This is a genomic window from Leptodesmis sp. (assembly GCF_052746595.1).
Genome location: NZ_JBRAGO010000125.1, coordinates 1 through 11788, shown reverse-complemented (window position 1 = coordinate 11788; position 11788 = coordinate 1). Strand labels below are relative to the sequence as shown.

The 11788-nt window shown below is 49.8% G+C and carries 12 protein-coding genes and 2 pseudogenes; 8 read left to right on the top strand and 6 right to left on the bottom strand.

The window, feature by feature from the left end; all coding sequences use genetic code 11:
• Window positions 1-324: 324 nt before the first annotated feature.
• Window positions 325-624 (bottom strand): formylglycine-generating enzyme family protein, encoded by a 300-nt coding sequence (locus ACUVQO_RS20390; RefSeq protein ID WP_445927665.1) that lies wholly within the window; start codon window positions 622-624, stop codon window positions 325-327.
• A gap of 15 nt (window positions 625-639) precedes the next feature.
• A pseudogene (locus ACUVQO_RS20385) lies at window positions 640-996 on the bottom strand (SUMF1/EgtB/PvdO family nonheme iron enzyme); the annotation flags it as partial.
• A 132-nt stretch (window positions 997-1128) separates the two neighbouring features.
• On the opposite strand from ACUVQO_RS20385, the gene ACUVQO_RS20380 reads away from it, so the two are divergent.
• The 3 genes from ACUVQO_RS20380 to ACUVQO_RS20370 all read left to right on the top strand — a co-directional run bounded on the left by ACUVQO_RS20380 (window position 1129) and on the right by ACUVQO_RS20370 (window position 3481).
• A complete protein-coding gene (locus ACUVQO_RS20380; RefSeq protein WP_445927664.1) occupies window positions 1129-2034 on the top strand; it encodes a histone deacetylase family protein in 906 nt (301 codons plus the stop codon).
• 270 nt (window positions 2035-2304) lie between these two features.
• Window positions 2305-3228: a hypothetical protein gene (locus ACUVQO_RS20375; protein ID WP_445927663.1), complete on the top strand. Its 924-nt coding sequence runs from the start codon at window positions 2305-2307 to the stop codon at window positions 3226-3228.
• Window positions 3149-3481 carry a glycosyltransferase gene (locus ACUVQO_RS20370; RefSeq protein WP_445927662.1) on the top strand — a complete coding sequence of 111 codons (333 nt, stop codon included), beginning with the start codon at window positions 3149-3151 and terminating at the stop codon, window positions 3479-3481. The genes ACUVQO_RS20375 and ACUVQO_RS20370 overlap by 80 nt, the downstream gene beginning before the upstream one ends.
• Here ACUVQO_RS20370 and ACUVQO_RS20365 read toward each other — a convergent pair.
• The 4 genes from ACUVQO_RS20365 to ACUVQO_RS20350 all read right to left on the bottom strand — a co-directional run bounded on the left by ACUVQO_RS20365 (window position 3478) and on the right by ACUVQO_RS20350 (window position 5997).
• Window positions 3478-4170, bottom strand: a complete 693-nt coding sequence (locus tag ACUVQO_RS20365) for an ROK family protein (protein WP_445927661.1) — start codon at window positions 4168-4170, stop codon at window positions 3478-3480. The genes ACUVQO_RS20370 and ACUVQO_RS20365 overlap by 4 nt on opposite strands.
• Window positions 4171-4199: 29 nt before the next feature.
• On the bottom strand, window positions 4200-4910 hold the full coding sequence (locus tag ACUVQO_RS20360; RefSeq protein WP_445927660.1) for a hypothetical protein: 711 nt from the start codon (window positions 4908-4910) through the stop codon (window positions 4200-4202).
• A complete protein-coding gene (locus ACUVQO_RS20355) occupies window positions 4910-5629 on the bottom strand; it encodes a ParA family protein (protein ID WP_445927659.1) in 720 nt (239 codons plus the stop codon). The genes ACUVQO_RS20360 and ACUVQO_RS20355 overlap by 1 nt, the downstream gene beginning before the upstream one ends.
• A 116-nt stretch (window positions 5630-5745) precedes the next feature.
• Complete coding sequence (locus ACUVQO_RS20350; RefSeq protein WP_445927658.1) at window positions 5746-5997, bottom strand: hypothetical protein; 252 nt, start codon at window positions 5995-5997, stop codon at window positions 5746-5748.
• Window positions 5998-6164: 167 nt separating this feature from the next.
• Here ACUVQO_RS20350 and trxA point away from each other — a divergent pair, with 167 nt between their 5' ends.
• The 5 genes and pseudogenes from trxA (at window position 6165) to ACUVQO_RS20325 (ending at window position 11685) form a co-directional block, all read left to right on the top strand.
• Window positions 6165-6482 carry a thioredoxin gene (gene trxA, locus ACUVQO_RS20345; protein ID WP_445927657.1) on the top strand — a complete coding sequence of 106 codons (318 nt, stop codon included), beginning with the start codon at window positions 6165-6167 and terminating at the stop codon, window positions 6480-6482.
• Between the two features lie 595 nt (window positions 6483-7077).
• Window positions 7078-7386 (top strand): annotated as a pseudogene (locus tag ACUVQO_RS20340) (HU family DNA-binding protein); the annotation flags it as partial.
• A 39-nt stretch (window positions 7387-7425) separates the two neighbouring features.
• On the top strand, window positions 7426-8514 hold the full coding sequence (gene cobD / locus ACUVQO_RS20335) for a threonine-phosphate decarboxylase CobD (RefSeq protein ID WP_445927656.1): 1089 nt from the start codon (window positions 7426-7428) through the stop codon (window positions 8512-8514).
• Between the two features lie 132 nt (window positions 8515-8646).
• A complete protein-coding gene (locus ACUVQO_RS20330; protein WP_445927655.1) occupies window positions 8647-10098 on the top strand; it encodes an FAD-dependent oxidoreductase in 1452 nt (483 codons plus the stop codon).
• A 90-nt stretch (window positions 10099-10188) separates the two neighbouring features.
• Complete coding sequence (locus ACUVQO_RS20325; RefSeq protein WP_445927654.1) at window positions 10189-11685, top strand: glycosyl hydrolase family 57; 1497 nt, start codon at window positions 10189-10191, stop codon at window positions 11683-11685.
• Window positions 11686-11788: the final 103 nt, after the last annotated feature.

The window sequence follows — 11788 nt, the reverse complement described above, 5'->3', positions numbered from 1 at the left end:
CATTCCTAGATGTAAGGGCTTGAAGGCTTCAAAGCTGCGGATGTCTGAAAACAAAATGTGCTCCACAGTTGGCGAATCCCTTTTCGATTTGCTATCACTCATACGATCGTGCTTGTTTCAGAGCCTGATTCCGGCGTCAGCAGGACTGAGATTTTGAAATCCCGGACTGAAATTTTGAAATCTCGACGTAAATTTGCGCCGCCGCTCTCGATAGAGCAATAACCTTATCCCCCATAGGATGGACAATTATGCAGATCGATGCATTTTTCCAATCAGAGGCTATGTCAGGCTGTGTCAAGTTTGTAGCGCTATAGATTCATTGGGCTATTGAACTGGAGTGACGACCCGGATACCAGACACTGCTTCTAAGACGAAAGGGCGATCGCGGCGAGTCACGGAGCGGGCATTCGATGGAGCAAGATACCATAAACTACCATGAGCCACTTGTAGTTCTCCCCGTTCAGCGCCAGGCGGATTATTCTTAATCCGTTGCTGATAATAATCAGCACTGTACCAACTCGAAGTCCATTCCCAAACATTACCCGCCATATCGTAAGCCCCAACCCAACTTTTACCATTGGGAAAGCTGCCGATTGGTAAGGTTTTTCTCCCGAAACTGTCCACCAATGCTAGTTTCGTTTACATTCGCTCGTCCAATCTCATAAACATCTCTCCAAGGATATGTTGTTCCATTCGGTTCCCGAGCAGCATATTCTCATTCTGCCTCCGTCGGTAAGTGCCTACCTTGTCATTTTGCATACGCTTCCGCTTCGAACGAAGAAATGCCAAACGAGGTTGCTGGGGCTCTGTAAACCCATCAATGTTTTGAGGCTGAGTGCGGTTCCCCTTCCACTGCCAGCCTGCATCAGACCACAATTCTCGTTTCATGTAGCTGCCATCAGCTATAAATTGCTGATAGACAGTGTTCGTCACTTCATACTGGTCAAGCCAAAATCCTCTTGTGAGACATACTTCGTGTTGAGGCTGTTCGTTGGGTTGAGCCTGTGGTCTTTTTCAGGGTTACTGCCCAGCAGTTCCCAAAGCCCACAACCTGCTGCAGCTAAAAGCTCATCAAATTAGTGTAACCATGTACAATAGGTTGCTTGCTACTATCAACAATTGCGGTAAATGGCACTTCCCCTCGTTTACCATCCCGATTACGTTGTGCCGTTGCCTCCCGGCCACCGATTTCCGATGGCAAAATTCCAGTTGCTGTACGATATTTTGTTAGCGGATCGAGTTGCCCGACCGGAGCAATTTCACTTACCTGGACGACCTCCACAGGAGTGGATCGAACTGGTTCATACCCCCGATTATGTGCAGGCCTACTATCAGGGCACCTTGGATGCCAAAGCTCAACGACGAATTGGCTTGCCCTGGAGTCCGGCTTTGGTAAACCGTACCTGTGTGGCGGTGGGAGGAACCATTTTGACGGCGAAGTTAGCGTTGCAGCATGGGATTGCCTGTAATACTGCTGGCGGAACTCACCACGCCTTTCCCAGCTATGGATCTGGATTTTGCATTTTCAACGACCTGGCGATCGCGGCCCGTCTGTTGCAATACCTCGGATTGGTTAATACACTCCTGATTGTGGATCTGGATGTGCATCAAGGAGATGGAACGGCAGCCATTTTTCAAAACGATGCCACCGTGTTTACCTTTTCCATGCACTGTCAGGTCAACTTTCCTGGCACTAAGCAACAGAGTGATCTGGATGTGCCCCTCCCGGAAGGCATGGAGGACGAGGAGTATTTGCGAGCGCTGGCTGATTACCTGCCCGATTTGCTGTCCCAGGTCAGACCAGATTTGGTGTTCTATGATGCGGGAGTTGATCCGCACTGCCGTGATCGTCTGGGCAAACTGGCCTTGACCGATACCGGGCTGTTTCAGCGCGATCGCTACGTTCTATCTACTTGCCTCGCTCAAGGATATCCCGTAGCTTGTGTGATTGGTGGTGGCTATGCGGATGATCTATCTGCCCTGGCTTATCGGCATTCTCTACTCCATCGCGCCGCCAGTGACGTTTACCAGTAGGTCTCCGCTCTATTCTACTGAAAGAAAATTGCAGTCGATAGTTGACTCGGCCATCTTGAATCCCTTTAACGGGATATCTTTGATGCTTTCTTGCTGTCTCCAATTAAATCTTGATGCCTTTGAAATGGGAGAATCCATGAATTCCGGTATAAAGATATAACACTTTCATAAAGTAACAAAATTTCTTCAGTTTTTTCCCTGTTGACCAGAATATAGTAGGTTTTTGTTTGCTCATCTCCTGAGTCGCCCAGTTCATGCCAGGGGCAATTTATGAACATTTTTGTGCTTTCAGAACTTTCTTGCGAGAACAAGCATGTCGGCTGGTCTGTGAGCCATAGCCTGGAAGAAACCTTAGCCAGTGTCTGTCAGGCTCAGTTCATCTACCCATGCTGGAATGGGCACACCTCCACTAATCCGTTCCCCGATGCGGTTGATCAGCAGGTTAGTTTTCTCAATCGCTGTCGCAATCGCTTGCTAAAGTCTTGGTACACGGTAGAAGCATGGCCAGAACCAGGGCCGGGGCTAAATATTCTGCTAGTCGTCGGCATTCGTCCCAAGTTTTTGCTCTCTATGTTTGCACTGGGCCCGGTACTGGATCAGTTTGATCTGCGCGTCGGTTATCTGCTGGATGGATTCGATCCCCGCTACATGAACCAACCGCCGCTCACCAAACTAGATCACTTATTTGTGATTAGCCATCAATTGGCAGATGAGGTGCGATCTCGCTATCCCGTCAATGTGTCCTGGTTGCCCTTAGGGATTAATACTCTGGTCTGGGGAAATTACTCGGCCCATCGCTCGCTCGATCTCATGGGCTATGGTCGTATGAATGAAGCAGTTCATACCCGGTTACAGCAGCATTTCAACCAGGCGGATAGCGATCGCATTTATTTGCACTCCACCTTCACCTGTACAGGGGTTACCCATCCAAAGAAACATATTGCTTTGCAAATCAAACTGCTGAAGCGATCGAAGGTTAACCTTTGTTTTGAAGCCAGCAATATTCCCCGATTTTGTGGACACTCTCCGCTGTTGTACCGCTGGCTGGAAGGGATAGGCTGCCGGGAGTGTGATCGTGGGTACAAAGCCACGGGATCCAGAAGTAGGCGCGCTGATGGACTGGCCGAACAGCACGCTGGAGTTACCTGCCAACCCAGAAGAGTGGGTTCCCTTCCTGGAAACCCTGCTGGATGATGAGGCAAAATTAGCTGAAATCTCTCACCATAACTATCGAGAATGCCGACTACGGCATGATTGGCGCTATCGGTTACGCGATCTGTTCACCATGATGCATCTCCCCATTCCTCAAGCCCTGGAACAGGAACTAGACGAAATTCGCCAGCGCTTAGGACTGAATGAGAAGGTTCAAGATGGCCCCCACGTGCTGGAAGAAATTTGCTACCCCGTGGAAGTGGGTGAATTTCAGGGAATGCGATCGCGGTACTAATGTTCCTTCCAGAGAGCAATTCCACCTAATAAGCCTACAACATTGGGGACGATTTTAACTCTGGGTGGGAGTTCAAAGCTAATGCGATTGGTATTGCCACCGCCAATGTACAGTGTGTCGTAGTTAAACAGGTTTTCTAAGGTCGCGATCGCTTTTTGTAAACGTTCGTTCCACTTTTTCTTACCAACGGCATCCAGGGCGGCCCGTCCTAGTTGCTGCTCATAGGTTTCGCCTTTGCGAAAGGGATGGTGACCCATTTCCAGATTCGGTACCAGTTTGCCGTCGACAAATAGGGCAGAGCCAAAGCCTGTTCCCAGGGTGATCACCAGTTCTACGCCCTGGCCTGCAATGGCACCCAACCCTTGCATATCGGCATCGTTAATCACACGGGTCGGCTTGTTCAGGCGCTCAGTCAGAGCCGTTGCCAGATCAAACCCAATCCACTCTGGAGCCAAATTGGCAGCGGTTGCTGTAACCCCATGCCGCACCACACCGGGAAAGCCAACGGATACCCGATCGAAGGCTTTGTCCTTAGCCAGCGTTTCGATTAATAGCAGAACTGGCTCTGGATAGGCAGGTTGGGGAGTTGCCAGGCGATCGCGCTCACCCAAAGGCGTCCCCTCTTCATCCAGCACCATCACTTTGATGCCGCTGCCTCCAATATCAACTGCTAATGTCTGTATTGCCATACCGCTAATCTAATGTCTGTATTGCCACTTCAATCCACCCATCCCAGATCCTTGTCAGAGAGATGACCTGGAGCAGGCCCAGCGGGAAAGACGGGGTGAGCCAGGGATTCTTGTTGACGGCGGCGCAACATCTCCTGCTGAGATAGGGCAGATGGTGTTAGGGGAGGTGCTGTTGGTCTGGCTGGTTTTGTTTCTTGCTGGGGCAGCTTCGCTGGGTGAGGAGAGGCGATCGATTTGGTTAGCGATCGCGTTTTCAGGTTTTCCAGGTCTTGCTTCAGTTCAGTATTGACTTCTACCAGTTGCAGTACCGTATGTTTGGCTTCGCTCAATTCTGTTTCCAGTTGATGAGTATGAGCTGTGGCCTGCTGGAGTTGAGTCTGCAATTGCTGGGTTGATTCAGCCTGCTCTTTTAACTCGGCTTCCAGATTGGCAATTTGCTGCTTCAGCTTTGTTTCCTGGGTTTTGGCTTGCTCTAGAGCCGCTTTCAGTTCAGCCGTGGAATCAGCCGCCATTGTCTCAGAGGCAGGCGTTGTATCTAACTCTGGCGCTTCAGAGGCAGCTGGAGCAACCGTTGGAGATTGGACTGCCTGAGTTTTCTGTCTGCTGCCACTGCTGACCGTTCCGGTCGATCGACTGCCTTTTTTCCTGGTTTGGGCCTCTGCCGCAGGTGGTGTTCCGGCCTCTGCTGGTTTCTTGACTTCTTCCCGGAGTAAATCGGATAAGCGTTTTTTAGGTGCCATTAGTTCCTCCAATCCCGCTGAATCTCATCGGCTGCACGACGGTAATCGGCTTCTGCTTCGCGGCCATTTTTGCCCCGCCATTGGGCGATCGTAACGCCTTCCAGAGCTGCTCGTTCATGAGCTTTATAGGCACGAATAAAGGCATTACAGGCTGGAATTCCCAGTTCCATTAAAGTATTTTGGGCCTCCAGGGCTTCTCCTAAACTGCGGGGATCAACTTTGGTTAGTAACACTCGATGCGCCACCCCTGCAGGCATGACGGTAGCCCGGACGGTTTCAATTAAAGCAGCCAGATCCATCGGAGCAGGGGGAGTGGGCAGAACCACATAGTCAGCCGCAGGAACCACAGCAGCCAGAGCTTGGGAACCCAACGCTGGGGGCGTATCTACAACAACCACATCATAATCCTTCTGGGTTCGCAAATGACTTAAGAAATCAGGATTGGTTTCCTGTTTCAGGTCAAAGTCAGTCTCGCGATCGCCCCGTTGCACCCACCAGCTTGCCGATCCTTGAGGATCCGCATCAACTAGGAGAACTCGGTGTTTTTCAGCCAACGTTGCTGCCAGATTGACTGCCGTAGTTGTTTTACCAACTCCTCCCTTGCCGTTCAGCACCACCAGCACCTTACTGAGTTGGAATGAGGACGCCGAATGCCCATTTGCAGCCTTATTTTCAGCCTGATTAGAAGTTTTAGAAGTGGAAGTTTTTCGAGCCGCCACGATCGCCTATCTCACCGCTTATCTATCGGCTTGACTATAGCGCGTTCTGCATAAATAACCGCTGGACTTGAACAAATATTTGTTTTTCTACTGGCCTCATGTCCCGCGGTATTTCCTTAAAGTTGGTTGTAGGAATCTGGGGCGACTTCAATTCCTTCAGCCCTGGTATCTGCTGGGGGTTCAAGCAAGTCTTCAAAGTGGTTAATTGCCACGCCAATATGATCCCCGGCCTGGTGCAGTGCTTGCTCAAACGCCGTTAGATCCTCTCCATACCCACAGCGTTGACAGGCAGCGACAATTCCCTCTTTCCCATTTGCTCTGGCGCAGTCAATTAATTCCGCTCCGGTTAAAGGTGCGCTGGATGCCATAGCTTTACTCTCCCAAAATTGATTTATCTTGCCCCTATGGTATCAAGAGGAATTTTGAATTATAAATCAGGCATCCTTACCCACCCCCTCCCCCTCCCATCATCCCATCCACTCACTTACCCACTTCCTGACTAACATAGAGATAAAAATCTGGAGGAAAAGCGATCGTGGCGACGAAGAAACAATTTGCCAGTTTTGATGAAATGATCAATGAATCAGATTTACCTGTGTTGGTGGACTTTTATGCCACCTGGTGCGGACCTTGCCAGATGATGGCCAAAATCTTGGAACAGGTCAACGTTTTGCTGAGGAATCAGTTACGAATTGTTAAGATTGATTCCGACAAATATCCGGAATTGGCTACTCAGTATGGAATTCGCGCATTGCCGACATTGGTGTTGTTCAAACAGGGAAAACCTGTGGAGCGGATTGAAGGCGTGTTGCGGGCAGAACAACTAATACAACGCCTGCGATCGTTTCTCTAGTGGGCTACAAATGTAAAGATAAATTACTGCTTTTTGTCAGAATCGCGTCAAAGCCAAGAGGAATCCCCTTTTGGCTTGTAAAGTTTTAAAAAGATTTTTTGGTAAATTCGGCTTATAGAAAGCCTGCTATTTGAGGCTGATTTCAGCCTTCCTGGAACAGAAAATTGAGTTCGATTCAAGCATCTGGTTGATTCCTGATTCCTGGAATTTGTCTGTCTGTCTTCTGAAAAGTCCGCACGGAGCAAGATTCAGCCATTGAACCCAGATAGCCCAGGTTATGAGAGCAATTCAATGTCAGATCTGAAGACCCGGTGCCTGAACGGTCAGAGGTTCATCAGGCAGGTTCTTTTGATAGGAGTGGCTTATCACTGCTGCAAACACGATCGCCTAAAAAATGGCCGAAATCCAAATAACTTAAAGGTTTCACCGATCCAGATCGATGATGCAGACTTTAGAATAGGGCATTGAAAATGCGGGAGCGTAGGGATTTCAGCAATTTTGGTGAAACTTACCTGCGCCTGCATTGTGATCTTGTCAAAACCTGCAAGGGTTTACAGATGATTTGTTGTGAGTCCGTTTTTCTGTAGTAAGAGGAGATCCCATGAACAAAGGCGAATTAGTTGATGCTGTTGCAGACAAGGCAAGCGTAACTAAGAAGCAAGCAGATGCTGTATTGTCGGCTGCTTTAGAAGCGATCGTGGAAGCCGTCAGTAGTGGAGACAAAGTGACCCTGGTTGGCTTTGGTTCCTTTGAACCGAGGGAACGGAAAGCCCGCGAAGGACGTAATCCTAAAACTGGCGATAAGATGAATATCCCAGCAACAAAAGTTCCTGCATTTTCTGCTGGAAAACTGTTTAAAGAAAAGGTTGCACCTCCCGAAGGTGCTGCTGGTAAGAAAAAGTAGTGGACGATCGGGGCGCGATGCCCCTCTATCAACTTGCACATGAATCGACCTGCACATGGGGGAAATTTGATTTGGGCCGCTCAACTGGCAAATTGTTCCCCCAGTGCCATTCTTGACTTCTCGGCCAGTATTAATCCTTTAGGGCCACCCACTTCTGCGATCGCGGCCATCCAGTCCAATCTCCAGTCCCTCACGGCTTACCCGGATCCCTCCTATCATCATCTGCGGTCAGCCATCAGTCAGTTCCACCACATTCCACCCGATTGGATTCTGCCCGGAAATGGCTGCGCTGAACTGTTAACCTGGGCCTGCCGCGAGTTAGCCAACCTGGAAATAACTTACCTGCTCACTCCCGCCTTCGGAGACTACCTGCGGGCACTGAAAGCCTTCGATGCCCAAATCACTCGCCTTCCCCTGGACGATTTTGGATTGGCGATTTTAGACTTACGATTACCAATCCACAATTCACAATCCACAATCCACAATCCAACTGGTTTACTTCTCAACAACCCCCATAACCCCACCGGACAACTGTTCTCCAAAGACTCCCTACGGCCTTACCTAGAACAATTGGCGCTGGTTGTAGTAGATGAGGCATTTATGGATTTCCTGCCCCCCGCTGACCAGCAAAGCGTGATGGATTGGGTGTTAGAGTATCCCAATCTCGTGGTGTTGCGCTCCCTCACCAAGTTCTACAGCCTGCCCGGATTGAGATTGGGCTATGCGATCGCTCATCCCGATCGCTGGCAACGTTGGCAACAGTGGCGCGATCCCTGGGCTGTCAACTCCCTGGCCGCCGCCGTCGGAGAAGTGGTTCTACAAGACCGCGAGTTTCAGCAGCGCACCTGGAACTGGTTAGCCACCGCCCGTTCCCAACTTTTGGCAGGACTTAACCAACTTCCCGGCCTGCATCCCTTTCCTGGAGCCGCCAATTTTCTCCTGGTGCGATCGGCCCATTCGGTCATTGAGTTACAAGCCAAGTTGCTCAAACAGTACCAAATTCTCATTCGTGACTGCCTCAGCTTTCCTGAATTAGGGGATTCCTACTTCCGTGTTGCCGTTCGCAGTCAGGAGGAGAATGAACAGCTACTAGCAGGATTGCAGGCTGTTTTAGGGAATGATGGGTAAGTGGAGGAGCAGAGGAGTGAAGGGGTGATGGGTTTGGGCTGAGTTAGCAGGAGTCGCTCCACTTGGCTGAAACACTCAAAACTCAAAACTTAAAACTCTCAACTTTTAACGCTTAACTTTTCCTGCTCTCCCATGTCTGTTGACTACGATCTGGTTGTAATTGGTAATAGTCCCGCTGGCATAGAAGCGGCGATCGCGGCGGCTCGTCTTAAGGCGCGGGTTGCTCTGGTGAGTCACTCGCTATCTCCAGTGCATTTTTCGGAAGCGGCATATCATTCACTATTGCAGGTTGGGCACAGCCAAGAGCAATGGCAGCGGCTCCAACATTCTCCCCTGTGGGCGGCTCCTGAGTTCTCCTCTGGCCCGGTGCAGTGGGAGTCAGTCCAACGCTGGATAGAACTGGCTGCAGCCCATCTAGAAACACCCCATACTGGAGCGGTGCTGGCTTCTCTGGGAATTGATGTGATTGGCGAGCAAGGCGAGTTTTGTCGCAAACCGGCTCCCGGATTGATGGTAAGAGGGCGATTTTTGTCGTCTCGTTCCTATTTGCTGGCAATGGCAACCCGTCCGTTCATCCCCAAGATTGAAGGGTTGCAAAGGACAGGCTATTTAACAGTAGAAACCTTGCCGCAACAACTGCCTCACTTGCAGGAAGGTCAGCATCTGGCTGTAATTGGGCAGGGAAGTGAAGCGATCTCGCTAGCTCAAGCCCTGAACCGTCTGAACTTCTCCGTTACGCTGGTGGCGGCAGCACCGCGAATTTTGCCAGACGCGGATCTAGAAGTGTCTCGCTGGTTACAGGCTCAATTAGAAGTCGAAGGGGTACGGATCCTGACGGATGTAGAAATTACTCAGGTTCGCTCAATTCAAGGCAAGAAATGGCTTCAGGTGGGCAGTCAGGGAATGGAAGTGGATGAGTTAATTCTGGCTGTGGGACAGACTCCCAGAGCCGAATCCTGGAATCTGGAAGCGGTCAAGGTGAAATGGGATGGGCGAGGCATCTGGCATAATGCCAAACTCCAGACTACCAATCCCAAAATCTACGTTTGTGAAGGACGATTAGGAGATACCTGTTACTCCCAGGTGGCTCGTTATGAGGCTACGATCGCACTTCAAAATGCCCTGTTTTTCCCGCGCTTAAAAGCTTCCTATCGTCACATTCCGTTAACGGTTTATACCCAACCAGAAGCGGTCTGGATGGGATTAACAGAGGCTCAGGCAATCTCCCAATTCGGCAAACAGGTACAGGTTCTCCGGCGATCGTTCAATACTTTGCCTAAAGCCCAACTGCAAGATAACCTGACTGGATTTTGCAAACTGATTGTGCATCGTCATGGTCGGCTTCTGGGTGCTCATCTGCTCGGTGATCAGGCCAGTGAATGGAGTAGTGCGATCGCCCTGGCGATGCAACAGAATCTGACCATTCCAGCCCTCAGCCGCCTGGTATTGCCATCGCCCACCTGGTCTGAGGTAATTCAGAATGTAGCGATAGACTGGCATACCCAACAACTGGAACAAAAACCCTGGTTACAGAATTTATACGATTATTTTTTTGATGTCCGGCGATCGTGGTCAAAGGAATAACTCGTTCACCAGTGGACAGAGTTTAAGGATTTCTTCACCTCGTCACTCCACAGACTGAGTAAGCTGGAGGAAACTTGCGTACTTAGATTGATGAGCATAGTCCAAGAAGTTAATCTACCAGTTCTGGATGAATTGATTGAGGGTCTGCCCAATATTTCGGGCTGGGAAGATGCGGTGCAAACCGTGACCAACAAAACGGATCCGGTGTTTTTACCCAGGACGAACATTGCATTAGAGTCAATCAGATCAGCATTTGCGATCGCCCTGCATATGCACCAACCGACAATTCCAGCGGGATGGGACGGCGCTTTGATCAACAACTTGCAGTATATGTTTGAGCATCCCCAAGAAGGAGATAATCACAATGCGGGAGCCTTTGCCTGGTGTTATGCGCGGATGGCTGATTTCATTCCCGAACTGGTAGAGCAGGGATATCGTCCGCGAGTGATGCTGGACTATTCTGGAAATCTGCTGTGGGGTCTGCGCCAGATGGGTCGGGGAGGTGTACTGGACAATCTGAAGCGCATCACCTGTGATCCGACGTACCAGCCCTATGTAGAATGGTTGGGAACAATGTGGGGCCATGCGGTCGTCCCTTCTACCCCAATTCCCGATATCAAGTTGCATATCCAGGCATGGCAACATCATTTTGCCGCGATCTTCGGCTGGGATGCTCTGGCACGGGTAAAAGGTTTCTCACTACCAGAGATGCATTTACCAAATCATCCTGACACTCTGTATGAATTGGTCAAAGCCCTTAAGGAGTGTGGCTATCGCTGGATGTTAGTCCAGGAACATACGGTAGAGACTCTCAATGGAGAAGCTTTGGGATATAAACATATTCCTCATCAATTGCTGGCTCGCAACTCCAAAGGTGAAATGCTCAGCATCACGGTGTTAATTAAAACTCAGGGTTCAGATACTAAATTAGTGGGACAGATGCAGCCCTATTATGAAGCTAAATCGCAACAGTCTCAACCAGTTTTAGGAAACGTTTTAGTTCCACCTTTAGTCACTCAAATCAGTGATGGAGAAAATGGTGGAGTGATGATGAATGAATTTCCTTCAGCCTTCAAAGCTGCCTGGTATGACCAGAAACAACAATCCGATGTGGTGGGAATGACAGGGACGGAATACCTGGAACTGCTTGCAGCAGCAGGTGTGCAGTCAGAAGATTATCCAGTTTGTTTACCTGTCGGTCAATCTCAACTCTGGCAACGGGTTCCCCCAGAAAATTGCACCCCGGAAGCAGTGGCAAACGCGATCGCGGCCATTCAACAAACGAACCCCAACTTTCACATGGAAGGAGCGTCCTGGACCAATCACATGAGTTGGGTACAGGGTTATGAAAATGTCCTGGCTCCCATGACCCAATTGAGCGCTCAATTCCATAAGAAATTGGATCCCCTGTTACAGAATTCATTCGGCCATTCAGTTCCCATCACGCGCACGTCTGCTTATCGTCGAGCCTTGCTCTATAACCTGGTGTTACAAACCAGTTGCTTCCGCTATTGGGGTCAGGGACTGTGGACAGACTACGCCCAAAAGATTTTCCAACAGGGACTCAACTCGACTTTAGCCATTTAGCCATATAGATGCGCACTCGAGTTAGACGCTGGATTTCTCAGCGTGCCGTTGTCTCAGTTGCAGATAGCAGTTTTGCGGCTTTGGAGTTTTTCGATGCCCTGCA